The organism is Lederbergia citri (genome assembly GCF_018343625.1).
Lineage (GTDB): Bacteria > Bacillota > Bacilli > Bacillales > Bacillaceae_C > Lederbergia > Lederbergia citri.
Window position 1 is genome coordinate 25,032 of the sequence record NZ_JAGYPG010000005.1, and the last position, 25,743, is coordinate 50,774.

The window sequence follows — 25,743 nt, forward strand, 5'->3', positions numbered from 1 at the left end:
CATACAATTTTATAATCAACAACGATTACAAAAAAGACTAGACGGCCTTAGCCCCTTAGAATACAGGTCTAAAGCCGCCTAGTGTCGTTTTTTTATTTCCACTGTCTACTTGACAGGGGGCAGTTCAGAGTGCCGAGTACCTTATTTACCTTTTCAACTAAATTATCGAAAAAGGGTTTAATTACAAAATCTCTAGCTCCGCTTTCTATTGCACTATTTACTAGATTATGGTGTCCTATAGCGGAACACATGATGACTTTTGCTTTTGGATCTATTTTTATTATCTCTTTAAGGGCATCAATACCGTCAAGCATGGACATTGTAAAATCCATCAATACAATATCCGGAGAATATAATTTGTACATTTCAATTGCTTTTAAACCGTCTTCAGCTTCAAGAAAATCATCAAAATCGTTTTCTAAAAGAAGTTGTTTTAGTAAATTTCTCATAAAAAGAGAGTCATCAACTAACAAAATTTTTGCCATTGACTATTTACCCTTTCAGTATATTTAGGCAAATTCGAAAGGTAAATTTAGTTATTTTTATTCAGGTATTACCTGGCAACCCGGCTACCGTGACAACAATGTGTTTTAGGCCCGTGGCTTTGCGTCTTTTACTTTCGTAAAATTTGCCTATATGCAAATGATATCGAATTTTGTAGATTAATTGAAATAAATTGACTTGTTGCACATTCCGAATAAATTGTGTATTTGTAAGATATTCCTTGTTAACTAAAGGAAAAAGTAAGAAGTTGTGAAGAAATACACTTAAACTAACGGGTAGCTTTACTTGAAGATCGATGTTTATCATGTGTTCAATAATTGGGCCATAACAAAAGGTCGCAATTTTGGAGCGACACTGGTAAAAATGATGGAACCTTTTGATAAACATACTTAAATCTGCTAGATAAGTTCCTAATAAAGACAGAACCTGATTACCTCATTTGTTCAGGACACCCATATCTTTTATTACAATGGGATAATTCGACATTTCCAGCATGACAGGCAGTTCGTGTAGATATCGACAGCATTGGAATTGAAGTGATTGTCTAAATTAGAATGTGTTGCTAAAGAAACTAGGGTTGTATAAAAAGCCAACATTCATTTGCAATGTGAAAAATAAACCCCGAAAATCCTGTACCAATAAAAATACTCCAAAACTGTACTATTAAAAAAACACTTAACTCCTTGGTAATAAAGGGCTAAGCGCATATCTGTTATATCGGGATGACAGGAATTGAACCTGCGCCCCCTAGCAGCCCATGCAAGAATTCAAAGCTTATATTAAACAAAAAGGTTCTGTGACATCGACTACCCTGAACAAAGTATGAAAATTACAAAGGAAGGAGAACGCGTCAAGGGAAGTCAGTTAAAAGGAATTGTGAAGTCATATTAGTGTCCGAAAAGTATCCGAAAAGTTTATAAAACAAATGATTATGTGTGACTTCGAAAATTAAAAACGTTGATTTAATAGGCTTTTAAGTGTCTGTTTTTGATTGTATGTAAGATTATTAAATGGGCGGCATGATGTAAGGATTTTAAGATCTTACATTTGAGAAGTGGTTATTACCATTTTTCATCCATTCTGAGAACTAGTCACGTAAATGATTTTTTCTCTAAAGTATAGACTACTTCCTAAAAACAAGGAGGTAGTCTTTTTTATGTTGTTTAAATTTGCTTATCAAGATTTAGATTGTTACATGCCTCTTCAATAAAAATAAAGTCATCAGGACTACCATTTCTTTACGCCGTGCAAATTATTGGATGTGGGCTTTTTGAATTTCTACATGCATTTCGCTCCCTCTTTAGTTTCTGTTATTCTAGGAGGCTATTGAAAATAAATGGTGATAAAGTTCCTGTTTGAATGGTTTGTCGGTTTCTTGATGTACTGTGGTTGCTTTGTACTCATGACACAAGCCCTCTTTACTTTATCCGTTTAATTTCCCTCTCTGTCTTGATGCGAATTTTATTTGAAGGTGTATTGGTTTTTGCTGTTTTCATGTTGTACGTTTCTCCTGAAGTTTTATTTTGTTTCGGTAGTTATCCATCGGCAGAAAGGATTCCACGGGAAAAAACAGTAGATAAATATTGGAAGGGAAAAGAATAGGCTCTATGTTTAGTGACAGAGACCTAAACGTAAACATAATTTGTTGTAGAGAGTGATTTCGTATACACAGAACTGGTATTGACTTTTCCACTCTCTATTCATGTTTAAACTAAATAAATATAATACAATGGGGAGGTAAGAAATAAAATGTTACAAAATGAGCTACAAGGGTTGGGAATCGACCCTTACCAAGTTGGTCAGTTAGTTCCTCTGGATCTTCAAAGCCACGACCCGTATATGATGAGCAGGCGTTGTGGAGGCTGTGGCTTCCGATGTGGAGGCTGTGGCTTCCGATGCGGCGGCTGTTTCGGCTTCCGATGTGGTGGCTGTGGAGGCTGCTTTGGTTTCGGCTGTTTCGGCTTTGGCCTCGGTTTTGGCTGTTTCGGTTTTATTTAATAGTTTTGGCAGTTTGAGCTGTTTGGCGCCGTGTAATTCCCTTAAGTAAAAATTAAATACTTTAAATCAAAAATGCCCTTGCGTAATTTCTCGCAGGGGCACTTCTTAAATTTAATGAAAGTATATTACTTTGACGATAATTCTACATCGAATCGCCACCGGCTCTTCGTGTTTGCTTTATCTCAGTTGGTGCCTCCTGGCCATACGCCGCTGAACATGGCGCTTCCGCTTTTCTTTTTATCATATTGGACAAAAAATCGTACATAAACTGATAGTGCATAATTTGTACGATTATGAATAAGGAGGAGCTGAATGACAAAACTTAACTCGTCCTCACGTATAAAGCTCAAAAGGGATACTTTTTTTCTTCCAGATCCAAAAGGCGGTGTGTATTTTAGAAACAACTTAAACTCATTCCGGATGGAGGGTAATACAATCTATCAGTGGATTGAAAAATTGCTTCCAATGTTCAATGGTGAGTATACAATGGGAGAATTAACAATGGGATTAACTGCCCCTTATCGAGATAGGGTGTACGAAATTGGAGAAACGTTGTACAGCAACGGTTTTGTTCGGGATCTAAGTAAAGAGGCTCCTCATCAATTAAATCAAAACGTTCTTGAAAAGTATGCTTCACAAATCGAATTTATAGAGAATTTTATGGAATCTGGTGCGTACCTTTTTCAAGAATACCGTAAGGCGAAAGTCCTGGCTGTTGGCTCTGGCCCCTTTATGCTTTCATTGGCTTCCGCTTTAATCGAATCAGGTCTTGCCAAATTAAATGTTATGGTCACAGATTCCATTCTTACCAATTGGCAGAGGCTAAATGAACTGGTGCAAAATGCCCGTAAGACCGATTCTGAAGTTGAAATCAAGAATGTACCCTTTCATAAAGACGCGGGGAGCAGTTTCTGGAAGCAAGCAGTTCAGCTTTATGATTGGATTCTATACGTCTCGCAGGATGGCAATATAAATGAGCTAAGGGATCTTAATCTGGTTTGCAAAGAAGAAAAGAAGGCATTTATGCCAGCCATCTATTTAGAACAAGTGGGGCTATCTGGTCCATTTGAACAACCGGATACAGATAGATGTTGGGAGACCGCATGGCGCAGAATCCATTACTCAGCACTAAAAAAAGATCGGCCGTCTCAATCCTTCTCTTCAACAGCAGGATCGATTTTGGCAAATGTTTCCGTATTCGAATTATTCAAAAGGGCTACAGGGATTGCAGATTCCAATGAGAGTCATAAAATTTACATGCTTGATCTTGAAACCCTTGAAGGAGACTGGCTTTACTTCATCCCGCATCCATTGGGTACGTCCAAACGTGAAACTCCAAGACTGGTGGAAGATTTTGATTTACGCCTCGAACTGGAAAAGGACAGAAATGAACCAACGAGTAACCTCTTAGAGTATTTCGGTGGGTTAACGTCAGAAGAAATAGGAATTTTTCATACCTGGGAGGAACGAGATTTACCCCAACTTCCACTTGCACAGTGCTATGTTCAAGCAGTTAACCCCTTATCAGAGGGACCGGCAGAACTACTTCCTGAGGTTGTCTGTGGAGGACTATCACATGAGGAAGCAAAAAAAGAGGCCGGGCTGACGGGCATTGAAATGTATGTTTCACAAATGATAAATTTGCCTGATTTGGGATACAAGCATCAGAAAAATAAGGTAGGTGCGAACATACCTGAGGAATTTATAGGTATCGGTGCTGGAGAAACAATCGCAGAGGCTGTTTGCAGAGGCCTTCAAGTATATTTAGGTGAAGAATTGAAAAAAAGAAAGGTCGATCAGCAGAGTAGGGTTTATCGAATTAAGTTGGGAGCCGTAGAAGATAAGCGATGCAGGTTTTATTTTAATGCCCTGACTACCTTAAATGGTGCTCCAACAATTGGTTTAAAAGAGGATGTTTTAGGCTTCCCTGTGGTATGGGTAAGGTCGAATCGCCGTTGGTACACCTGCTCAGGTTTAAATACTACATTGGCATTACGAAATGCATTGAAACAAGCGCTTTTGGATGCTCAAAACCAAGTGAATTCCACAGTAAAGCAAGAGATGGGACCAGCTGTTTTTCTGGAAAACAACGAAAACAAATTGGATATTCCATCTTGTGATGAAATGACATCTCGGGAGCTATTACAATCGTCTATTCATGTATTGAACCGGAATCGCATGCGGCTAGTAATCTATGACCTTGCCTATGAGCCTTTTTTAAGACAAGAACTGGCAGGGGTGTTTGGTGTTAAGGTACAAGAGGAGGGATCCTAATGGCTGCTCATATACTTATAGATGGTGAGGGGTTATTAGCGGATTATGTCGATGATCAATTGTCTCCAAGCTATTTTGTTAGGCGCCAAAGTATTCTTGAAGAGGTTCCCGAAAATACAAAATTAGTTCTTGTACTGCACGATACCTGGAAACCACACGTTCATCAAAAAGCCGAAGAGAGGTTAAGGACCCTAGGTATTCCGTGGTTTCGAGGCTTCGTTTCGTTTGGTGAAGGAATCATTGGTCCATTTGTACGACCTGATGTACCGGGATGTTCTCGCTGTGCTGACCTACGACTTTTGTTAGCTGGGCCTGATCGCCAAGAAAGTTTGGGGTTAAGGATGAAAATGGCAGCAAGTGAAGGTTTACTCCGTGATGCATGGGTATCACGAACTGGACTATCGCAAATGGCGAACTTGATTAGCAACGAAGTGATAAAGATTCTTCAAGGAGAACAAAGCCCTTTAGGAGAAAGGATGTTCATTACAAATCTGAAAACGTTAACGATCTCCAGCCACTTTTTTTTACCAGATTCGTTGTGCCCTATGTGCAGTCTAATACCTAAAGACACATCTGAATTGGCTTACATTAAGTTAGAACCAAGCCCTAAATTGAATCCTGGTAGTTACCGATGCCGTTCGATGGATGAATTAAAAAACGTGCTAGTCAAAGATTATCTGGATTATCGTACTGGTATCATGAATGGGAAAATGCAGGATTTCAGGCTGCCGTTCGCTGACGTTGTAGTGAACATGCCGTTGCTTGTTGGGGACGAGGGAGTAGCAGGTAGATCTAATTCTTATGAAGTGAGTGAGCTAACTGCTATTTTAGAGGGTTTGGAGAGATATTGCGGAATCGAACCTCGAGGCAAATGGAAGGTAGTTCGTGATAGCTATCACAATTTGGTGGATAAAGCATTAAATCCTGCAAAGGTAGGTTTGCATGAGGAGGAACAGTATGCAAAGCCACAATTTCCATTTAAACCATTTCATCCTGATCAACCAATGAATTGGGTCTGGGGATATTCATTTTTACAAGAACGCCCTATTCTCGTTCCGGAGTTACTGGCCTATTACAGTTTGGGATATGGAGAAGGATTTGTTTATGAGACTTCCAACGGCTGTGCATTAGGGGGGAGTTTAGAGGAGGCCATTTTCCATGCCATTATGGAGGTCGTTGAACGAGACTCATTCTTATTAACCTGGTATGCACAACTCTCCCTTCCCCGTCTTGACCTTAGTTCTTCGAACGATAAAGAATTGCAGTTGATGGTTAGCCGGATTCGTGAAGTCGCTGGTTATGACCTGCTTTTTTACAATGCGACAATGGAACATGAGATTCCGTCCGTTTGGGCAGTGGCAAAAAACAGGGGATCCAAGGGTGCAAACCTCATTTGTGCAGCCGGAGCTAATCCTGATCCTGTAAAGGCAGTAAAAAGTGCGATTTACGAGCTTGCAGGAATGATGTTTAGGCATGACGAAATCTTGGAGAAAAATCGACAGAAATATGAAGAAATGTTACAGAATCCGTTTGCTGTACGTACCATGGAGGACCATGGCATGCTTTACGGGCTAAAAGAAGCAGAGGAGAATTTAAGTTTTTTATTGGATGAAAATCGTCCTTTACGTACATTTGATGAGGAATTTAAATGTCCGCTTGTGAATGCTGATTTGAAGGATGATGTTGAGGATATTCTAAATAGGTTCCGAAAGTTAGACCTGGAAGTCATTGTGGTTGACCAAACATCACCTATAACCAAAAGGAACGGCTTATTTTGTGTAAAGGTATTGATTCCTGGAATGCTGCCAATGACCTTTGGGCATCACCTTACACGTATAAGAGGTCTTGAACGGGTACTCAACGTACCTGTGAAACTCGGGTTTAAAAAGCACCCGTTAACATATGAACAGTTGAATCCAAATCCCCATCCTTTTCCATAACTGCAAGAGTAGGAGGGTTTCAGGTTGGAACTAGATACATTCCTATACAATCTGCATTTTGATACTGATAAACTTCTTTCGTCGGATTGGCAACCGGATTGGGAAAACGCACCACTTCCCTATAAACTTTACCGTGGTTTACCAGAGGTTCCACTTACCTCAGATGTACCGTTAACTCTCAAAGGGAGAGAAGTTCATTCAATACCAAGCCTGAAGGAGTTTGGTCATTACTTGTGGTATGTATATGGTCTTACTCGTTACTCTCAAGTTGCTTTCATTGACGGCACCGAGAAGAAACCTACTGTAAGCTACGCCCAGTTGTTTCGCAGATTTGTTCCCTCTGGTGGAGGGTTGTATCCCAATGAATTATATGTGTACTTAAAGTTGGAGGATGTACCAGAGGGAGTTTACCACTACGATGTTGCACACCATTGCCTTTTATTGCTGCGAGAAGGCAACTACGATTCCTACCTATCCCGAAGTCTTGGAAATCGTTATAATCTTTCAGATTGTTTTTGCACTGTTTTTGTATCGACAGTTTTTTGGAAAAATTTTTATAAATACAATAATTTCTCTTACAGGTTACAAGGGTTGGATGCAGGCGTGCTAATTGGGCAATCGTTGGAAGTCGCGGGTAGGATGGGATTCTCAACAAGGGTATGTTACCAATTTCTAGATCGTTCTATCAATCATTTGCTTGGGCTATCTGAACAGGATGAAAGTGTATATGCTGTGATCCCATTATCTATTTATAATGTTGACCAATTTAATTTAGAAAAAAATATTTCTGCAACGGAATTGTCACGGGAAGTTCCGTTGCTCAAGCATATAACATATAACCGTTCAAAGAGAGTCATTGATTACCCTGTGCTGAAAGAGATCAATGAAGCTTCGATGTTGGAAACAACACATTCATTTGTGAACAAAAAGAAAGATGTTCCTCTTAACAATGCATTAGGCACAGAGTTAATCATACTGCCATTTACGGAGAAGTTTTCATACGATCTGGCATCCGTTTGCAGAGAGAGGCACTCTCCTGATACTGATTTTATGATAGGGAAAGTCAGTCAAACAAAAATAGCCACATTGTTAAAAGAGACCTTTGCATTATCGTACCAAAATGACCTTGACGACAAAAATAAGGATGCTGAGACTGGTCTAAATTTGTATGGCAGTTTTTATAATGTTGAAGGTATTCAAGATGGTGCTTACGCCTATGACAAAAACGTTCATGCACTTCGGAGAATATCTTTGGGGGATTTCCGGGAGTATATGCAAAATGGTTTAACAACGCCTAATCTAAATCTATTTCAGGTTCCGCTCTGTTTGCATGTTGTTGGAGACAAGGACTACTTCAAAAAGGAACTGGGCTATAGAGGATACAGAATTCAACAGATGGAAGCAGGTATACTCCTGCAGAGGCTGCTCTTAACAGCATGTGCTCTAGAGATGGGGGGACACCCACTATTAGGATTCGACACTAACCAAATTGATGAACTTTACGGAGTCAATTCGACAGAAAAAACGAGCCTTATACAAATCCCTGTCGGTCCATACCGTCCCCGTGTCTGGTTAAAAGGAAGTTTGAATAGCTAGGATAGAAAGGAGTAGTAAGTATTTTGGAATTGATTCAATTGAATTTTAAGACTTTAAGGATTGGACTGGTGTAAATAAGGAGATTATCCATGCCTAGTTGGAGATTTTGATTGGACTTTTTTAATTTTTGCATTAAAAAACTATTGTTAAAATTTCTTGTACCTCAATAACCATAAAAAAGATTACCGTTAAAGATGTTACACCTCAAATTCCGCAAAACCTTGATATATCGCACTGTTTTCATACAACATTAAAGATATTACACACTCTCATCTTACGGGCAGCATGATGTAACTCTCCACATTGAAATGTTGATATATCAAGGTTTTTACCAATGAAAAAGTGATATATCTGCAAAAATATCACATGAATATTTTAAAAAGCATTTTTATAGATTGCTTTTTGTAGAATGTCTCCGTAAAGTCCTCGACTTTATCGAAAGGGAAATTGGGATGGCAAGTATGCACCTTGTGATAATATGGTGGGGGATAATAATGATCATTTCAGTTAACCTTTTTTAATTATCGCTACATATTTTTTAAAGTAAATAAGTAAAACAAAAACCCGAAATATAGACACTCTTTTAGAGTGTCCATATCTCGAGTAGTATTTCAATATTGAAAAGGTGCTTTTTAATTCAATTTATTTTTCTCTTTTCCACCATAATGAATCTTTTGGATTTTCAACAGCTTCTATATACTCAGACTTTGAAGCAACTGTTGGGTAAGAACCTTTTAGTGATTTTCCTGAGGTGTTACTGAAAAAGAATGATATCACTAGAAATCCGATAATACTAACGATTGTTAGATAGAAACCAGGTGCTAAGTTATTCCTAGTTTGGTGGACTAGCCATGTTGAAACTAATGGGGTAGTCCCACCAAATATTGAAACAGAGACATTAAAGGTAACAGCTAATGTTCTATATCGAATATCTGTGTAGAACATAGTTGGTAACGATCCGGGCATTGTGCCTTCATAAGTTGAAAGAAGAACACCCAGAATTAAAATTCCTAAAGAAATAAATACTATCGTATTCAAGTTTATTAAATAAAAAGCTAGGACAGATAATAGGGTTAATCCCCCTAAACCAATTAAGAAGACAGTCTTGTTTCCAATTTTATCACCGAGCTTTCCAAACATGAAAGCAAGAGGCACCATAATAACCATTACAATAGTAATTAATACGGTTCCTAACGTACTAGATAATCCAATAATTTGATCTAAATAAGAGGGCATGTATGATAATAACATATAGTTTGTAATATTAAAAAATGCGACAGCCACAAAGCATACAAGAACATCCCTTTTGTGATTTCTTAAAATAGTTAGGAAGCCTTCCTCTTGGACTTCGTCATGAGAAAGTTCATTTTCAAAAATCGGTGTTTCTTCTAAGCTGCCTCTTAAGTAAAACCCAACAAGCCCTAATGGTAGACCAAGTAGAAACGGTATTCTCCAACCCCACGAGGCCATCTGCTGATCAGATAAAGTGATAAAGAGTATGCTGGCGAGTAGTGAAGCTAATATATAACCAGCGAGCGTACCAATTTCTAAACCACTTCCTAGCATATTACGTTTATTATCTGGAGAGGATTCTGCAATGTAAACCATTGCACCAGCATATTCGCCACCAGTCGAAAAACCTTGAATAATTCTTGCAATTAATAGGAGTATAGGAGCCCATATACCTATTTGATTATATGTAGGTAATAAACCGATTAGTAATGTGGAAATAGCCATTAACATAATCGTAATGGTTAAAACAATTTTTCTACCAAATTTATCTCCGATTTTACCAAATATAATACCGCCTATTGGGCGCATTAAAAAGGCAATCGCAAATGTGGCAAATATGAAAACTAATTTTATCTCATCATTCTTAACAGCACTAAAAAAGTTTTGACTAATAATAACAGCTAAATATGAATATAATCCAAAATCAAACCATTCCATAGCGTTTCCTACTGCTGTTACAAACACGCTTTTCTTTGTTTGTTTAATATTTACAACATTGATTTTTTTCTTGTTAAATTTCATATATCATGTCAGCCCCTTAACATGATATATTATTATCTAATAATAAAAATAAATTCTAAAAACTCTATTGTATAATCCGAAGCTTTAACATATCGCCTAAAATAAATCCTAAACTTTCAACTCTTCAAGTGTATATTGTGCCTCCACTTTATATTAGTTTGAGTAGGAGGGGCATCCTTACCGAAAAAGAGTAATCCGCCCTTTATGGAGCAATAGATAATCTCTACTTAAACCTTCAAACCTACATCTTTTGTTAGTCCACGCCTATAGTCCTTAATCAATTTCTCTTCAATAAAAATTTACTTTTCAAAGAAGGTCAAACCCCACCAAATGTCTAATATATAATTTGGTTGTCACTAGGAACATTGGGGGATACAAACTTGGAACATTCAGTAGAAAAACAATTCACTTCTGAAATCATGAATAAAATCTTGAGTACCTATCAGTTAGACACTAACTTTAAAAAGCTCGGTGATTTTGAGAATTACGCTTTTGAAGTTTATCATGAGGGAGAAGCGAAAATATTAAGAGTTACGCATAGTTCACATCGTACGCAAAAGGAATTAGAATCGGAGTTGGATTGGATTCAATATTTGCATGGTTGTGGAATCAGTATTCCAGCGGTGTTTCTGTCTCCGAACGGGAATACAGTAGAGGCATTTCAGTCAGAGGATTCCGTTTTCTATGCCTCGTTGTTTGAAAAAGCACCGGGAAATCCTGTGAAGCTAGTTGATTTTGATGAGAAGCTTTTCCGTATTTGGGGAAAAGTAATTGGAAAAATGCATCATTTTACAAAAAACTACCAACCAGGAGAGAACATCCAACCACGTTATCAATGGGATGAAAATGATTTATTGCGTTTAGAATATTACTATCCTAAGTCTGACCAGGAAGCCTTGAAAGCAGCTCGTAATGTCGTGGCAGAAATCGAGAAATTGCCAAAAACGAAAGATTTTTATGGACTTATCCATACAGATGTCCATGCTGGAAACTTTTTCTATGATGGGGATTCGATCCATATTTTCGATTTTGATGATGCAAGCTATCACTTTTTTGCATCGGATATTGCCATTCCGCTTTATTATTTTCTCATTAGTAAGCATTTATATGGAACAAGAGGGGAGCGCAATGAATTTGCAAGAGAGTTCATGCAAGCTTTTCTGGAAGGATATCGCGAGGAAAATGAGCTTTCACAAGAATGTATCGAAACGATTCCATTGTTTTTGAAGCTAAGGGATGTTGATTTATATTCTGTTTTTAGTAAAAAAATGCCGGCTGAGGAACGAACAGAACGAATTCAGCATTGGATTGCTGAAATCAAGGAACGTATTGAAAAAAATGTGGCTATTGTGGATCTTGATTTGAATAGTAACCTGAAATAGGATCGACCAAGTCGACACGGTTGTCCAACCTGATTTAACGGGGTTCTATTCAGTATTATCATTGTTAAGGCATACGACCGGCGTAAGAAATATCATATAATAATAAAACTCTACTTTTTCATGATAAAAAGAAGAGTTTTTTTGCCTTATGATTATTTGAAATAATAATCGAAGGAATCTTTTAGTATAAAAATATTATTTAGTAGTGAACAGAATATATCATTTTCCTACTAATGCTCGCTGCTCAAGTAACAGCTGTAGCCATTGGGATGGTTTGTTATAAGACTCATGCTTATTTTTGCGATTTGGTGTGATATATAAATGCCAGCTTAATGCCCTTTGCACACATGCAAGTTCATCAGAAATACGTAATGCTCGTTCAAGCTCCCTCATTGGCGCTATTTTTGTCCAAGGTTCTAAATAATACGGTCGAAATTCATCCACCAATCTCAACCATTCAGATTCGGATTCAATTAAATCATCGAGAGCATGCCAGAAAATTCGTGTACTGAAAAACGGATGTGAGACTGATGCATCGCCCCAGTCAAAGAATACGATGTTATTTTCCACAAGTCTAATATTATTGGAATGTAGATCCCCATGTTCAAGAGAAGCAGGAATAATTGATTCCAATTCATCACACATTTCTAGCAGGATTGGTAAAAGCGTCATAACTTGATTGGTTTGTTCTTTATTTAAACCTGTTGCACACATTTCTTCTAAACGTTGTTGGATTTCCTCTTTAAGAACGGACATTCTACGATCCGGAACTCCAAGCTGTAACAACCGTTCAATGTTCTCTAACTCAGTGATTTGAAGCTCACCAAATTCACTTATTGCCTTTTGCCAAATCTTTTTATCTTTCAGTGTGCGTAGAGATTGACCTTTCAGGTCTCTCATCAATAGCCAACCTCTCATTTCATTTACCGCAAGGACTTCAACTGTTTTTCCAGGGTGAGTGATATTAAGTTCTCTACTAAGCATTGCCTCTTGTTTTGAAGCAGAACCGACAACCTTAAAGTAATAATCATCTTCGTTTGTTGGAACACGGATAACAAGGCTCATATCGGTTTCCTTTACACGTTCCATCTTCCCTCTAATAGATAAACTAGCTTTCTCAAGTTCTTCCCTTATCCAGCCTTCTACTTGGTCATCATAATTTTCTTGAAACCAGGGAATAAGAATATCCTGTCCTGACATACCTTTCCTCTCCTTTATTACCTCATTTAAGATTGTAAAGTAGCTTCAGAAACTATAAAATAATGGACAAATTAATATTTATTTCTATATCCTCCTCCATCATGTTGATGTCATCATTTATGGGCTTAAGATTGTATTACTGTACCAATGATTTTAGGAGAACTTGGCTTTGGTTTTTGGTTATAACTTTAATTAAATTTCACCTCACATGAAAACTTTGCTAATAAAAACCTATATTACTATTTATTTATGAATATTAAACTTTTTTCGTTATTTTTAACCATATATTCCATTAGAGAAAAATAATCCCTCAGTTATCTTGAGGGACCTATACAAAAACATTGTCGTAATAAACTAATACAATGCTATCTTCACATGTTACATACAAATTGAACAATGGTATGATAATGGTCGTCATTAGGGTACTAAACTTTATACTGGAGAGATAGTGATGAGTACAAGGAAAACAATGCTACTACGACATTAACTTATAGTTAATTAATATAAAAAGCCTCATCTATTTATGATACGGGTCACCGTGCTTAATATTAAACGGTTTATAATATAGTAAAATCCATTCTTCAATAATCTGGCAAGCTTATGAGAAGAGGGAAATTACATATCTTGTTTCATGTATTTAAGTTAACGAGTAAATTTATAGAGGAGAGGTTTTTTGAAATGAATCGGAATTATAAGAAAAAAGAATTATTATTGGAGAATTTAACTGAAAAAGATATACCTGGATTAATACGTCTTACCAAATCAGTTGGATGGGATTATAACCGGGAGGAATTAACGACGATTTTTTCTACAGGAAAAGTATATGGACACAGAAGCCAACTAGGAGAAGTAGTTTCTGCAGCTGCAGTTATTTTATATGATAACGATTTATTGGCATCTATAGGAATGGTTCTTGTAAATCAAGATTATAGAGGGTTAGGCTTAGGGAAGGAAGTTACCACAATTTGTATGGACTCTGTTTCCCGAGATACAACTATTATGTTAGTTGCTTCAATTGCGGGTGAACCTGTTTATAAAAAGCTAGGTTTTGAAACGATTAGTTATGTATATAAGGTAACATGTGATTACTACATTCGATCAAATAAAATTCATGGAATACAAGTTGAAATTTCCCCTTATAGTGAAACAGATTTTTCTGAGGTTGTGAAATTAGATCAAAAAGCGACCGGAGTAAACAGGCGGGAGCTTTTATTACATAGAATTAACCAAGCAAAAAAATCTTTAGTTGTTAAAGATAAATATGGAGTAATAATCGGTTTTGGATTATCTATTCAAGGAACTAAAAGCTTAATATTAGGACCTTTAGTCACACCCAATGATGAAATAGCAGCTTTATTAATTGATAAATTAGTGGGTAACTACATGGGTAAGTTAAGAATTGATGTGGCATCAGGACACGAGAATTTTATAAGGTTTTTGGAAAAACAAGGATTTGATAATGTAACTAAAAGACCGATGATGGTTATTAATCCTGATAAGTTTCCGCAAAGAAATGGAACTTTATATGGGATAGCGGGGCAAACATATGGATAAAGGGCTGTTACAATTAAAAATGAAGACTTTGAAGTCAAGTGGTCAGAATATTTGAGGTAGTGGATGCTGTTGTAAAAGAAAGCCTAAGTTCCCTTTTTTAAGCGGAAACAATCTCTTTTATAAGTGAGGTGATGCCACTTTAGTGTCCGAAAAGGTTATAAAACAATTAATAAATGGCTGCATGATGTAACACCTCAGGACCCTTGATAGTTAGGGGGTTAGTGGTAATTAGTACTTTTGTTCATAGCAAGAAAAAAGAAATAAGGTTTAAACAAAAGGAATTGCCTCTTTTCGGCAATTCCTTTTTATGCTATGTACTTTAATTTAAGGGTCTATATGGTGTACCTTACATTTTAAGCGCAATCTAGCAATATTAATATATTTTGCAGAACGATTTCACTCCACCTCATTAAATATATATCTATTCAAAAAGTCATTGCGAAACTTACTAGTCGGATCATATTTCATAAGCAGTTGCTGAAAATCAGGCATCTTTTCATAAAGTGATTGTATTTTTGCAGGTGAGGTAGTAAACAGTTTTCCCCAATGTGGCTTTGCTTGAAAAGGTTCAAGCTGGGCTTCAATTATTGGTAGAACCTGCTGGACTTCAGCCCATTTGTCCTGCCACGTAAAGTGAATGGCAACCGAATCCTGCTTATAGGATGGGCTCATCCAAAGCTCATCCTGCGCAATGGTCCGCACTTCTGATATAAGTAGATGTGGTGCAATTTGTTCCCGAATTTCACTAATCGCACAAAGGGCGTCATAGGCGTGTTCGCGGGCGAAGATATATTCACTTTGCAGCTCTTGACCCTTACTTGGGGTGAAATCCATTCGGAAGTGTGGCAAGCGATCTAGCCAATCCCCTGGAACACCCAGCTGTGCTGTACAATTCTCTGCTCCAACCCCTGGAACGGGATGAAGATTTTCTTTGGCCGCTTTTGCTCCGTAAAAGTCCTCTCCTAACGAAAAAGTCTGATCATCCATTAGTTTGCTTTTTAGCCACACCTGATTAAACATTTCGTCCTGCCAATCAGTAAACAGACTAACGCTATAGGCACTGGAAAAGATGGTATCAATATCGTGTGCTAGTTGCGCTAACGGAAGATTTTCATAAATATCTTGCCTTAATTGACAGCTTGGTAGGACATCTAGTGTTAGTCTTAAGACGATACCGAGTCCACCCAATCCAACAACCGCGCCTTGTAATTCCTCTTTCGATTTTTCCCTTGAAAAAGTTGCAATATTTCCATCGGCTGTGACAACATCCATTGCACGCACAGCTGCAGCTAAATTTTGATTGCTATTACCTGATCCATGCGTTGCTGTTGAACAAGCTCCAGCAACCGAAATGTGTGGAAGGGAAGCAAGGTTATGTAAGGCATAACCATGTTGTTGAAGCACATGACAAAGGTCACCATACTTGATTCCTCCCTGCACGGTTACGCTTTCCTTTTCACGATCAATGGATAAGACTTTGTTAATCTTTTGCAAGGATACTATATTCTCATTTGAATCTGCGATGCTATTAAACGAGTGACCCGTTCCAATCACACGAAGCTTTGTTAACCTTGATACTAATTGTTGCACTTCTTCAACGGATTCAGGTTCATGCCAGTTAGTCGTACTATATTGAAAATTACCTGCCCAATTTCTTTTCATATCAATTAATCCTACTCCTTTTTTTGACTATGTAGCAAAGTTTTTAAGAGTAATTGCAAAGGATCTCTGGCTAAATGCTAATTAAACTGATGAATTTAGATCTTATATAAAAGAACGAAGTGAAGGGAAATTTTTTATTGAAGAAACCAAAAAACGATGGTAGTAATCCATGTTGAAAAGGTGTGAAGGAACTTTATAACTCAAAAGCATAAAAACTATAAATATATATCTTATGTATTTTTTATGGGAGGGTTCTGAGTAAAAAAATACAACACTAAGAGAAATACTTACATCAGATGAAATGGCTCAAATTAATGAGCTTAGAATTTCATTACTAAAATCAGAATCAGCTTCAAAACGAAATTATTATGTAACTGAAATTCTGAAAAAATTTGAACAAGCTAAAAATCGCTGTTCCCGACAGAATAAAAAGATAGTTTCCTCAATTATTAAGTTATCTTTTTGCTGGAAAGGATATAGGAGGGATGAACAAATTATTGATTTATATCATCTTCTTTAGGTAGTTCGTTAAGCGCATTTTCCAGAATATCAATTATTATTTTATTTTGCTCATATAGGAGATTAAGACGATTAACTACTGCTACAAAGCCCAAAATAATTGTTATAAGAAAAACAAAAAACATAAAATCTCCTCCATTTTTCATAAAGACACTACCAAAAGATTTCTTATATTTATTATTCTATCTACGCCGATTATATCCTTTTATCTTCATGATGAAAATCTGATTAATCAATTTGTAAACATTCAGCTATTAATCTTTTCAAGGAAGACTTTACTTAATACGTAAAAAGACCTTCACTAGAAAGCGAAAGTCTTAAGATACAAAAGGTTATGAAAGTCCCTGTAAGTAAGCGTTATAAAGAATATAGTAAAGTTTGCAACGGCATCATTATCTTACTTTCTAAATGTCATATTTCCAGGTGATACCCTAGTAGTAAGAAACTAGATAGATTTGCTAGGCTAACAGCAGAAGGTATCACTACAATTAAAAATTTGTTTGAACGAGGTAACAAAGTTCATGTCTTAAATATGGGTTTAATCGAGGTTATACCTACAGGTCGGTTAATTTTAAGTGTAATGTTCGCCTTTTCGGGAAAATGGGCAAACGTATGTCCTAATATTATGAACTTTCAGAAGCAAAGTATTTGGGCTAATAGGCAAGTTACCAAAACCAGCTTCAGGTAATAAGTTACTTGTATATACCGAAGGTGGTGAGAAAATGGGTCGACGAATAAAACATACTTCACGTGACGTGGAGGAGTTAGCGAGGCTCATGCTTGCGGAAGCAATCGGTGAAGGAGTTCAAGGGATGAACATGGTAGGCTCGGTTGTGGCTAATCGAGTCGAGGCAGACTGTGCTCCTGACTTCAAAGGGTTGCGCAATATCAGACATGCGATCTATCAAACCATACCTGGAACCAATATTCCTCACTTCGAGCCTGTCTTAAATGGATCATTGTATACACAACGTCCCACAGAAGCTGACCTCCAGAGGGCAAGGAATTTGTTACATGGTGATAGGGAACCTCGTGCAAGAATGAATTTGTGGTTCTTTAACCCCAGTCCGGGGAAAAAGTACCGAGCTCCTTGTACCGAAACGATGCCAAGATCACCCATGACAAAGTTCGATTTTGCGCACAAGAACCATTGCTTCTATGTCGCGGTACCGGGCTATTGCCCAGAGTTTTATAGATAAATTAATAAAGGAGCTGATCTTCCCATGACTAGTGGAGACCCTGGTCATTATCCAATGAATTATTATCCTGGTTTTTATCCAGCTTCCATGATGCGGACCAGTCGCGCACAACATGCTGGCTCTCAGATGGCTATGCCTTCTGGCCCCTCGTATGCCGCCCCAGTTGTCCCGATGGGGACCGCGCAGCAACTTCTGGCAGGCGCGATGGAAGAATCATTTATTGAAAATATCATACGCATCAACAAAGGTAAGGTAGGTACATTCTACTTTACTTATCAAGGTAACAACGAATGGAATGCAAGGGTTTACTACGGGCGCATAGAAACGGCTGGTCGTGACCACATCATCATCAGCGACCCGTCCAGCGGCAAACGCTACCTGCTAATGATGGCAAATCTCGACTGGGTGGAATTTGATGAAAAAATTAACTATCCTTTCCCGAAAATCAGTCCGGAAGTCCAGGCGTCCTTGACGACATCAGAATGAGTTATAGAATGCTTAAAACCCGCTTACTTCCTTTTTTGGAGGATGAGCGGTTTTTTAGTTCTGCGGTTGTTTTCATAAAGCAGTATTTTGAAGAACAAGGTAAAGAAAAAACAAAAAGAAGAGCCAAACCTCACTAGATCAAGATTTAGAAGTGTGTGGCTCTGGTTGGTTCAAAATCAAACGATAGTAAGTCTGTTTATAAGCAGTTATATTTTAATGTTGTACTTAATGCTGAATGTCTTCATTTTTTACAATAGATTCAAAGGATGGCTCTACACTTGAATGCAGGGCAATTAATTCATGATCATAATTACGCCTTACCTCGCAAGTTCTATCAAAAATCATCGTCGCCTCATCACCTGGTTTACAAGCAGGCCATTCAGGCAGGTCATTTGAAGAAGGCGTGCCATTCTTTGCAAAACTGATCCATGCATCAAACATCTGCTTCTCCAACAAATCTGAAACACCAGGAATATTACATACTGCAACTTTATCCGTATTCCGGAAGACAAAAGGAATTTCGCTGCAATGCCAAGCAGTCCTTCCACCATCATAAGGAAACTCTAAACTAAACAAATACGAATAAGTTGGAGATTCCTGATGCTCCGCTTTCTTAGCGATAAAATCAATAGAGGGAGCACGGAATAAGGAATCAAGAAATAATAAGTCTGTCAAATTTTTCTCAGGATAAGTTTCTTTAAAGAGGGCTATTAGTTTTTCACTATGTTCTCCGTATCTCTTTGTAATTAATTCTTCTATTTGTTCACTGGATAGCTTTTCTTTGTCAGCAATTCCTGGTCCAAATGCTGGGAATTCTGCGAAAACTGTGCCTATCATTATAGGTATCGTTTTGGCATGCTCCGTAAATCCAACAACTCGTGGATCTCCTACATAAAAATCATTCTGAATTGGAGTACAACCAACATAATGGCCCTCTATCGCCAGTTTTTCCGATACCTTGTTATAAACTTCTGCCAAAAGGGGATATGGAATAGTTTCTAGTTTTTCAACTTCTCCTTCTCCATAGCCAAGTTCATTTAGTAATGCTTTTACGATTTCTGTTCCATCAACTTTACCTGTTGCTACAAAACCATCAATCAATCCACTTTGTATGATTCCTTTGTGAAACAACCCATCAGCTTCTGGTGTTTGCATCAAAGTCCAAACTTTCATCCCGCCTCCAGACTGTCCAAATATTGTTACATTGTCTGGATCTCCACCAAAGTTCTCAATATTATCTTGAATCCACTTTAAAGCAGCAACCATATCTGCATTCCCTGCATTGCCTGAATTCTTATATTTTCCCCCGAAAGGCGATAAATCTAGATAACCTAAAATATTCAAACGATGATTTATGCTAACTACAACAACATCACCAAATTTACTCATATTTTCTCCATCATAAGCTACTTGCTCAATGGACGACCCAGCTGAGAAACCACCACCATGCAGCCAAACAAGTATAGGCTTTTTAGCGTTTTTATCTATACTTTGAGTCCAAATATTCAAATATTGGCAATTTTCATCCATTGGCCAATAACGATGAGGTACGAGTATCTCACCTGAAGGTTGTTCCTGTTTCAACAAAGGACTTACATACCCGTAAGATGTTGCTTCCTTCACACCGTCCCATGGCTGAACTTCTGTAGGCATCTGGAATCTTTTAGCATCTGCATATTTTATGCCGTGAAAAGCATACGTCCCATCAATCTTATAACCTCTTAATTTCCCAGCTTTAGTTTCTACGATTGGTTCTGTATTACTACAAATAAATGTTCTCGACATATCAACTTCCCCCTTATTTTCTATAGCTCAAACAATCATTTTTGGTAGACTTATCCTATCAATATCAATCTTAAACTAATAGAACAGTAAATGTAAGCGGTATATTTAAAATGGCTAAATTCAGTATCTATATACCGAATTCCCCAGTGAGCATGATGTATGGGCTTTAAGATAACATCATTTTGCTAACATTGTGGTAGATGAAAGGAGGGTTCTTGACCAAATTTGTAAGAAGCTTCTTTTTGGGGTTTAGTGTTACAATGAATTTAACATTTTTATTTCAGGGGGCGAACTAAATGTACATTGTTCTTACATATTTTGTTACCCTTTTAGTCCTAGTGATTTCAGTCTTTATTTCACTTTTATTTAAATATGAATTAGAGAAATTGTTTCGAGTTAAGAGTGATGTTCTCCCTTTTCATATATGTAATGTGCTCATTACATTCATGGTTTCATTTGGGGCCAACACTGTCATGACAATTTATATCGTTGAGAATGAATATAATTTCCTACTACAATTAGTCGTTGTACTGTTAATGAGCTTTCCCATTTATATTTTCGGTCACTTAGCATTTGAAAAATATAAATTAAAATACTGGCCATACGATACTACTGACAATAAGAAAGTGATTGTCCTTAACGAAAAATACTTAAAAAAGAAAAAAATGCCCTCAAGATTGAGGAATTATAATGCTGCTTCCAAGGAAAGTAAATCAAATAAGGATAAAATTAAAGGAGGATGACATGGAAGTTTTTGCAAAATATTTAGAAGGCATCGATAACCCCGACCATCGCGACCGAACAGAGGAAATTTTGGCTTGGATTGCTAATAGATTCCCAAAATTGGAACCGCAAATCAAGTGGAATACGCCCATGTTTACCGATCACAACACATTTATCATTGGCTTTTCGACAGCGAAGGAACATTTAAGCGTTTCACCCGAAGAAGTAGGCATTGAGCGTTTTGCTGATGAAATAGCACAAGCTGGCTATAGTGCTACGAAAGGCTTGTTTCGAATTCCGTGGAATGAGCCCGTAAATTACGAATTGCTTGAGAAAATGATTGAGTTTAATATACAGGACAAAGCAGAATATACGAATTTCTGGCGAAAATAATGAATCAGACTTATCAAAAAAGAAGCATGACTCCGAAATGTCATGCTTCTTTTTATCTCAATTAAACGTATTGATACACCTTGTAAACACAAGAAGGAGAATGCGGGTTTTTGTCGAATTTCTAGAAAGATACTAGAAACGTATAGAGAGGTTGAAGAATATGTACGAGCATATGGTATTTTTTAAATTTAATGAAAATATTACTCCAGAAAAAGAGCAGGAACTTTTAGCTAAGCTGCTAGGTTTTAAAGAAAAAATCCCTGGGATTGTTGAACTTTCTGCGGGCTTTAACGTTACAGAGGAAGAAGATCGAAAACAAGGTTACAGTTTAGGTTTACGCGTGACCTTTGAAGATAAACAATTTCTTACTGAATACGGTCCCCATCCTGTTCACCAAGATTTTGTTAAATCTTTGGAGGGTGTAATTGCAAATGTAGTTGTAGTCGATTACCCAATAGTTTAAAACTTCCCAAAAGAATTCCCCTTTCCTCAAGAATGGGAAGGGGAAAACTCAATAGTATGTTAATTACTGCGATTCTTCTTCTAATCCTTCTCTCCTGATTTCATTATCTGATCCGCTAACATCATCAATAACCGCTTTGATTTCACCTTCCATATAAGCATCCGAAACTTGTTCATGTGTAGTTGCCAGTCCTGAGGATAAAGTATCTTCCCTACCATAGTCCTGAACATCATACATTCTTCCGGCAAGTTTCAAAGAATCTTTTTTATTTTCATTCTTCTCCATTATTCTCACTCCTTTTTAGCTAATTCTCAATGTAGATTGATACTAATGGGTAGTTTCTATTGTAAGTTTCCCTATACCATTTGCTTTTATTATTTTTATCATTTATTGATGCTTTTCTTTAATGTTTATTTCCGATTTTTTACTAGTAGAGAGGACTTACACCATTATAAATTCTTGATTTTCGCTGTATAGTACCAAAGAATTTTAAAAAAGCGAATTAATTACTTTTCAATAGAAAAAATAATGAAGATGGATAAAAAGTTCTTAGAAAAGTGGTGAAACTATGCCTAAAAAAGGAATTAAAAATTCGAGTATTGAACAATTAAAAAAAGATCATGAGATTGAATCAGCATTCAAAGTAGATAATCCCAAAAAGCATGGTACTAGTTCAAAAAGAACAAAGTGAAGTAGGTTACATTCGGAATGAATAATGGTGCATGATTCTGTTGATAGCGGCTCCGGGGGAGGAAGTGTAGGGGGCTGACTGAAGAAGAAAAGTGAGGCGCAAAGGCTGCGCCTCGCTTTATTTATATGCAGTAATGCATTAATATTTGCTGTCCATTTCTATCGCATTTAAAAATAGATGTCCCTTCTGCGATAAAACAAATTCACATAAATTTTAATTGCCTATAAAATGATATGGTATAATTTTACATGCAAAACAGATAGAAGGTGAATGAATGGAAAAGTATATGAATTTGAATATCAATATAAATAGAAAGAGGAAGAAATCTTTTTCTAGAGCGATTTTATCTTTTCTAAAATGGTTAGGTATTTCTCTAGGAATTCTCATTTTAATAGGATTCTCTTATCAGCAAATTGTTACTCGAATAACTGCTGACAAGTATCCTACAGTAGGCGAAATAGTGGATATAGGAGAATATAGTCTTCACCTTTATGGTGTTGGTGAAGCAAAAAATCGACCTACGATTATACTAGAATCCGGTTTGGGAACCCCTACCTCATATAAAGACTGGGAAAATATACAATCAAAACTATCTGACTACACAAGAGTCATATCCTATGACAGGGCAGGCTATGGGTGGAGTGACGCCGCTATGAATGAACGAACAGCAGAACAAATTGCAGATGATTTACATAATCTGCTTAATCGGGCAGGTGAAAATGGTCCCTTTATTTTAGTCGGTCATTCATTTGGTGGTTTTACGTCGCAAGTATTTTCACAGAAATATAAAGAGGATGTAGCTGGACTGGTACTGATTGACTCCTCACATGTGGATGATGAGGGTGGTTTTTCAAAATTTGAAAGTTATCTAGTTAGAGGGTTGAAAGAAATTGGTGTTGGAAGATTACTAGGATCAATTAATATGCTGCCTCTTCATGAATATTTTGCAAATGACGAAGTAGCTGTGCATTTTTTCCATCAGCGATTCTACGATGCAGATCAAATAAGTGAACTTGGATTTTTGATGACGAAATCAAAGGATCAAGTTCGTGCTGCACAAATGGAGGGTTATGGTGAGCTGCCTCTTTATATTTTATCAGCAGAACATAAAGATTATCCAGAGTGGTCAGATCTCCAAGCTCAAACCGCTTCCTTATCAAGAAATAGTAAACATATAGTTGTCAACGATGCTAGTCATTATATCCATTTAGATCAACCAGAAGTAGTGATTGAATCAATTGTTGAGATGGTAGAGAACCTAAAATAAATGGCATTGAGTTGAAGGAAACTGTTATGGACTAACAATCATTTCTTTAGGGCAATAACATATTTTTACATATTTATAAGACTCTAGTTTTCAGCCCCGTCACTTATGTATATATGTCATAAATTATCCTTGATAGGTGGTATAAATATATCTATAGAAAAGGATGATTTTATGGGAATTAGGAAAGAAGTTTACGATTACATTGTCATAGGTGCTGGAACCGCAGGAGGGGTTGTTGCCAAGGAATTATCAGATGATTTCGGAACTTCTGTATTGGCTCTTGAGGCAGGAACAAACATGACAGATGAGTTAAGTAGTGCTTCTAACCCAGGCTCAGGCCTATTAGCTTCCGATAACAGACACTCATTTCAAATAATGTCTACAGTAGAACCTAATATTAATAGTCAGCTAAGAATCTCGGGTGGAAGAGCAATTGGCGGAAGCTCTGAACATAATGCTATGTATGCAGTAAGAGGGAGTCGCGAACTTTATGATCAATGGGGAGATCTTGTTGGATCTCAATGGAATTATGATAATATAAGTTCTTTATTCATAAAAAACGAAACATATACAGGTGAAACACAAGATCCGTCACAACGAGGTATAGATGGCCCCATATATGTTAGACAACAATTTATTCCAGAACACGAAAATGGACTAGTTCAAATATTAGCAAGAGCGACATCCAAAGTGCTGAATATCCCAATTGTTGAAGATTATAATACTGGAGTAAAAGATTGCACATTTTATAAATCACAGGCTACGAATAAACCAGTGGAAGGAGGTTTTGTTCGTTCGTCAACAGCAACTGGATATTTAGGTACTGATGTGGTTACGCAAGGTCATGAGTTAAAGCCAGATGAATTTGGAGTTGGGGAAAGGGATCTGACTATTTTTGCAAAAACTACAGTGAATAAAATTCTGTTTAAACAAAAAAATGGAGTTCAGGTTGCTGTGGGTGTCGAGTATGTCAAGAACGGGAAAACCAAAACGGCTTATGCAAAGAAAGGAATTATTCTTTCTGCAGGAAATTTTTCTTCGGTTATCCTGCAGCGTTCCGGAATCGGAAATCCAACGGATTTAGAAAAAATTGGTGTATCAACAATAGTGGATAGCCCTAATGTTGGACACAACTTCCAAACTCAATTTAATGGTGGAGTGGGAGTTGAAGTAGAGACTAGCCGACTTCTTGAAGTGAGGGATGCTGACCCTAATCTGCCTTTTCCGTTAGGAGCTTTTAAAGGAGAAGGTGCGACAGGAGGCCGACGACTTCAAATTTACAGCAGTTTAACACCTTCTTTTCTTCCACCCTCAGTCGTGATCGAAAACGACTGGGCATTTAATGAAAATAAAGAGACGAATGTGATGAGTATTGGTCCTTTTGACAATAACCCTAGAAGCAGAGGAACTATTTTGGCTGCCCACAGCGATCCTGAAGCTTATCCCACGGTTCACCTAAATCCATTGACAGATCAGAATGACTTAGAATTCATGATCAATCAGTATATTGAAATATACAACATTATGAAGGAAGCTCGAAGACTTGATCCTGAAGGAAGATATAAGTTAGTATACCCTTCTGAAGATGTCTTTGAAATAACAAATGAAGCGGATAAAAGAGCAGAGATTGCTAAATACGTTAAAGCCGCGTATCGCAATATTCAACACTTTGGCGGACAATGTAGAATGGCTACTAGCATTCAAGACGGAGTTGTAGATGGATATCTCAATGTTTTTGGAACTGAAAATCTAAAAGTCGCAGATCTTTCTATTTCTCCAATTTTACCGGACGGAAACACTGCTATCCCGTCTCAAATGGTCGGTTTAGCTTGTGTACGATTTATTGAAGAGGGCTTTTAAACACAAGAAAATTTGCAGACAGCGGATCAGAAGAACAAGAAATAAAAAGTTGAATGTTAATTTCCGATTCATATATTGTTGGTTTATTATAAAAGACCTTTGTAAGTTCGCTAAACTTATGAGAGGTCTTTTCTGTTAGTTTTTTGGACATGCAAGTCTATATAAACATTGTTTTTTTGAATTTTGAACTTGTATGATGAAGTACATATATTC

General features: G+C 37.2%; 22 protein-coding genes, 1 pseudogene and 1 riboswitch. Of the genes and pseudogenes, 16 read left to right on the top strand and 7 right to left on the bottom strand.

Annotated elements, in window-relative coordinates; translation table 11 throughout:
• Nucleotide 1: 1 nt before the first annotated feature.
• Nucleotides 2–82: an IS3 family transposase gene (locus tag KHA97_RS24695; RefSeq protein ID WP_407658063.1), complete on the top strand. Its 81-nt coding sequence runs from the start codon at nt 2–4 to the stop codon at nt 80–82.
• A gap of 10 nt (nt 83–92) precedes the next feature.
• Here the strand turns inward: KHA97_RS24695 and KHA97_RS21810 are convergent, their stop codons facing one another.
• Nucleotides 93–485 carry a response regulator gene (locus KHA97_RS21810; RefSeq protein WP_213126919.1) on the bottom strand — a complete coding sequence of 131 codons (393 nt, stop codon included), beginning with the start codon at nt 483–485 and terminating at the stop codon, nt 93–95.
• A 71-nt stretch (nt 486–556) separates the two neighbouring features.
• Nucleotides 557–643: riboswitch (cyclic di-GMP riboswitch) on the bottom strand.
• Between the two features lie 1,610 nt (nt 644–2,253).
• Here KHA97_RS21810 and KHA97_RS24700 point away from each other — a divergent pair.
• The 4 genes from KHA97_RS24700 to KHA97_RS21830 all read left to right on the top strand — a co-directional run bounded on the left by KHA97_RS24700 (nt 2,254) and on the right by KHA97_RS21830 (nt 8,312).
• Nucleotides 2,254–2,502 (top strand): heterocycloanthracin/sonorensin family bacteriocin, encoded by a 249-nt coding sequence (locus KHA97_RS24700; RefSeq protein WP_213126920.1) that lies wholly within the window; start codon nt 2,254–2,256, stop codon nt 2,500–2,502.
• 312 nt (nt 2,503–2,814) lie between these two features.
• Nucleotides 2,815–4,776: a putative thiazole-containing bacteriocin maturation protein gene (locus tag KHA97_RS21820; protein ID WP_213126921.1), complete on the top strand. Its 1,962-nt coding sequence runs from the start codon at nt 2,815–2,817 to the stop codon at nt 4,774–4,776.
• A complete protein-coding gene (locus tag KHA97_RS21825; RefSeq protein ID WP_213126922.1) occupies nt 4,776–6,716 on the top strand; it encodes a TOMM precursor leader peptide-binding protein in 1,941 nt (646 codons plus the stop codon). The genes KHA97_RS21820 and KHA97_RS21825 overlap by 1 nt, the downstream gene beginning before the upstream one ends.
• A 24-nt stretch (nt 6,717–6,740) precedes the next feature.
• Nucleotides 6,741–8,312 (top strand): SagB family peptide dehydrogenase, encoded by a 1,572-nt coding sequence (locus tag KHA97_RS21830; protein ID WP_213126923.1) that lies wholly within the window; start codon nt 6,741–6,743, stop codon nt 8,310–8,312.
• 642 nt (nt 8,313–8,954) lie between these two features.
• Here the strand turns inward: KHA97_RS21830 and KHA97_RS21835 are convergent.
• On the bottom strand, nt 8,955–10,346 hold the full coding sequence (locus KHA97_RS21835) for an MFS transporter (protein WP_213126924.1): 1,392 nt from the start codon (nt 10,344–10,346) through the stop codon (nt 8,955–8,957).
• Between the two features lie 380 nt (nt 10,347–10,726).
• Here KHA97_RS21835 and KHA97_RS21840 point away from each other — a divergent pair, with 380 nt between their 5' ends.
• On the top strand, nt 10,727–11,728 hold the full coding sequence (locus tag KHA97_RS21840; RefSeq protein ID WP_213126925.1) for a phosphotransferase enzyme family protein: 1,002 nt from the start codon (nt 10,727–10,729) through the stop codon (nt 11,726–11,728).
• Between the two features lie 219 nt (nt 11,729–11,947).
• Here the strand turns inward: KHA97_RS21840 and KHA97_RS21845 are convergent, their stop codons facing one another.
• Nucleotides 11,948–12,928 (bottom strand): phosphotransferase, encoded by a 981-nt coding sequence (locus tag KHA97_RS21845; RefSeq protein ID WP_213126926.1) that lies wholly within the window; start codon nt 12,926–12,928, stop codon nt 11,948–11,950.
• A gap of 678 nt (nt 12,929–13,606) precedes the next feature.
• On the opposite strand from KHA97_RS21845, the gene KHA97_RS21850 reads away from it, so the two are divergent.
• Nucleotides 13,607–14,482, top strand: a complete 876-nt coding sequence (locus KHA97_RS21850; protein WP_213126927.1) for a GNAT family N-acetyltransferase — start codon at nt 13,607–13,609, stop codon at nt 14,480–14,482.
• Nucleotides 14,483–14,878: 396 nt separating this feature from the next.
• Here the strand turns inward: KHA97_RS21850 and KHA97_RS21855 are convergent, their stop codons facing one another.
• Together KHA97_RS21855 and KHA97_RS21860 are read right to left on the bottom strand one after the other, a co-directional pair.
• A complete protein-coding gene (locus KHA97_RS21855; RefSeq protein WP_213127054.1) occupies nt 14,879–16,150 on the bottom strand; it encodes an FAD-binding protein in 1,272 nt (423 codons plus the stop codon).
• Nucleotides 16,151–16,638: 488 nt separating this feature from the next.
• Nucleotides 16,639–16,809, bottom strand: a complete 171-nt coding sequence (locus tag KHA97_RS21860) for a hypothetical protein (protein ID WP_213126928.1) — start codon at nt 16,807–16,809, stop codon at nt 16,639–16,641.
• A gap of 273 nt (nt 16,810–17,082) precedes the next feature.
• On the opposite strand from KHA97_RS21860, the pseudogene KHA97_RS24205 reads away from it, so the two are divergent.
• The 3 genes and pseudogenes from KHA97_RS24205 to gerQ form a co-directional block, all read left to right on the top strand.
• A pseudogene (locus KHA97_RS24205) lies at nt 17,083–17,258 on the top strand (recombinase family protein); the annotation flags it as partial.
• A 181-nt stretch (nt 17,259–17,439) separates the two neighbouring features.
• Nucleotides 17,440–17,862, top strand: a complete 423-nt coding sequence (locus KHA97_RS21865; protein ID WP_267912474.1) for a cell wall hydrolase — start codon at nt 17,440–17,442, stop codon at nt 17,860–17,862.
• Between the two features lie 24 nt (nt 17,863–17,886).
• The gene (gene gerQ / locus KHA97_RS21870; RefSeq protein ID WP_213126930.1) at nt 17,887–18,348 is read left to right on the top strand and encodes a spore coat protein GerQ; all 462 of its coding nucleotides are present in this window, start codon (nt 17,887–17,889) and stop codon (nt 18,346–18,348) included.
• Nucleotides 18,349–18,573: 225 nt separating this feature from the next.
• Here the strand turns inward: gerQ and KHA97_RS21875 are convergent, their stop codons facing one another.
• Nucleotides 18,574–20,133: a carboxylesterase/lipase family protein gene (locus KHA97_RS21875; protein WP_213126931.1), complete on the bottom strand. Its 1,560-nt coding sequence runs from the start codon at nt 20,131–20,133 to the stop codon at nt 18,574–18,576.
• Between the two features lie 296 nt (nt 20,134–20,429).
• Between KHA97_RS21875 and KHA97_RS21880 the strand changes: the two genes are divergently transcribed.
• From KHA97_RS21880 to KHA97_RS21890, 3 genes are all read left to right on the top strand, one after another.
• Nucleotides 20,430–20,876, top strand: a complete 447-nt coding sequence (locus KHA97_RS21880) for a hypothetical protein (protein WP_213126932.1) — start codon at nt 20,430–20,432, stop codon at nt 20,874–20,876.
• 1 nt (nt 20,877) lies between these two features.
• Nucleotides 20,878–21,249, top strand: a complete 372-nt coding sequence (locus tag KHA97_RS21885; protein WP_213126933.1) for an iron chaperone — start codon at nt 20,878–20,880, stop codon at nt 21,247–21,249.
• Between the two features lie 160 nt (nt 21,250–21,409).
• Nucleotides 21,410–21,712: a Dabb family protein gene (locus KHA97_RS21890; protein ID WP_213126934.1), complete on the top strand. Its 303-nt coding sequence runs from the start codon at nt 21,410–21,412 to the stop codon at nt 21,710–21,712.
• 63 nt (nt 21,713–21,775) lie between these two features.
• On the opposite strand, the gene KHA97_RS21895 is transcribed toward KHA97_RS21890, so the two are convergent.
• Complete coding sequence (locus tag KHA97_RS21895) at nt 21,776–21,997, bottom strand: YozQ family protein (RefSeq protein WP_213126935.1); 222 nt, start codon at nt 21,995–21,997, stop codon at nt 21,776–21,778.
• 283 nt (nt 21,998–22,280) lie between these two features.
• Here KHA97_RS21895 and KHA97_RS21900 point away from each other — a divergent pair, with 283 nt between their 5' ends.
• From KHA97_RS21900 to KHA97_RS21910, 3 genes are all read left to right on the top strand, one after another.
• The gene (locus KHA97_RS21900) at nt 22,281–22,403 is read left to right on the top strand and encodes a biofilm-forming protein (RefSeq protein WP_213126936.1); all 123 of its coding nucleotides are present in this window, start codon (nt 22,281–22,283) and stop codon (nt 22,401–22,403) included.
• A gap of 274 nt (nt 22,404–22,677) precedes the next feature.
• Entirely contained in the window at nt 22,678–23,670 is a 993-nt protein-coding gene (locus KHA97_RS21905; protein WP_213126937.1) for an alpha/beta fold hydrolase, read from the top strand.
• A gap of 171 nt (nt 23,671–23,841) precedes the next feature.
• A complete protein-coding gene (locus KHA97_RS21910; RefSeq protein ID WP_213126938.1) occupies nt 23,842–25,530 on the top strand; it encodes a GMC family oxidoreductase in 1,689 nt (562 codons plus the stop codon).
• The last annotated feature ends 213 nt before the right edge of the window (nt 25,531–25,743 follow it).

What these genes read in the sequence shown, in the direction of transcription:
- KHA97_RS21885 (WP_213126933.1), top strand. Translation starts at nt 20,878, where the DNA reads ATGGAAGTTTTTGCAAAATATTTAGAAGGCATCGATAACCCCGACCAT.
- KHA97_RS21875 (WP_213126931.1), bottom strand. Translation starts at nt 20,133, where the DNA reads ATGTCGAGAACATTTATTTGTAGTAATACAGAACCAATCGTAGAAACT.
- gerQ (WP_213126930.1), top strand. Translation starts at nt 17,887, where the DNA reads ATGACTAGTGGAGACCCTGGTCATTATCCAATGAATTATTATCCTGGT.
- KHA97_RS21895 (WP_213126935.1), bottom strand. Translation starts at nt 21,997, where the DNA reads ATGGAGAAGAATGAAAATAAAAAAGATTCTTTGAAACTTGCCGGAAGA.
- KHA97_RS21820 (WP_213126921.1), top strand. Translation starts at nt 2,815, where the DNA reads ATGACAAAACTTAACTCGTCCTCACGTATAAAGCTCAAAAGGGATACT.
- KHA97_RS21905 (WP_213126937.1), top strand. Translation starts at nt 22,678, where the DNA reads ATGGAAAAGTATATGAATTTGAATATCAATATAAATAGAAAGAGGAAG.
- KHA97_RS21880 (WP_213126932.1), top strand. Translation starts at nt 20,430, where the DNA reads ATGTACATTGTTCTTACATATTTTGTTACCCTTTTAGTCCTAGTGATT.
- KHA97_RS21900 (WP_213126936.1), top strand. Translation starts at nt 22,281, where the DNA reads ATGCCTAAAAAAGGAATTAAAAATTCGAGTATTGAACAATTAAAAAAA.
- KHA97_RS21850 (WP_213126927.1), top strand. Translation starts at nt 13,607, where the DNA reads ATGAATCGGAATTATAAGAAAAAAGAATTATTATTGGAGAATTTAACT.
- KHA97_RS21845 (WP_213126926.1), bottom strand. Translation starts at nt 12,928, where the DNA reads ATGTCAGGACAGGATATTCTTATTCCCTGGTTTCAAGAAAATTATGAT.
- KHA97_RS21910 (WP_213126938.1), top strand. Translation starts at nt 23,842, where the DNA reads ATGGGAATTAGGAAAGAAGTTTACGATTACATTGTCATAGGTGCTGGA.
- KHA97_RS24700 (WP_213126920.1), top strand. Translation starts at nt 2,254, where the DNA reads ATGTTACAAAATGAGCTACAAGGGTTGGGAATCGACCCTTACCAAGTT.
- KHA97_RS21835 (WP_213126924.1), bottom strand. Translation starts at nt 10,346, where the DNA reads ATGAAATTTAACAAGAAAAAAATCAATGTTGTAAATATTAAACAAACA.
- KHA97_RS21810 (WP_213126919.1), bottom strand. Translation starts at nt 485, where the DNA reads ATGGCAAAAATTTTGTTAGTTGATGACTCTCTTTTTATGAGAAATTTA.
- KHA97_RS21890 (WP_213126934.1), top strand. Translation starts at nt 21,410, where the DNA reads ATGTACGAGCATATGGTATTTTTTAAATTTAATGAAAATATTACTCCA.
- KHA97_RS21825 (WP_213126922.1), top strand. Translation starts at nt 4,776, where the DNA reads ATGGCTGCTCATATACTTATAGATGGTGAGGGGTTATTAGCGGATTAT.
- KHA97_RS21860 (WP_213126928.1), bottom strand. Translation starts at nt 16,809, where the DNA reads ATGAAAAATGGAGGAGATTTTATGTTTTTTGTTTTTCTTATAACAATT.
- KHA97_RS21865 (WP_267912474.1), top strand. Translation starts at nt 17,440, where the DNA reads ATGCTTGCGGAAGCAATCGGTGAAGGAGTTCAAGGGATGAACATGGTA.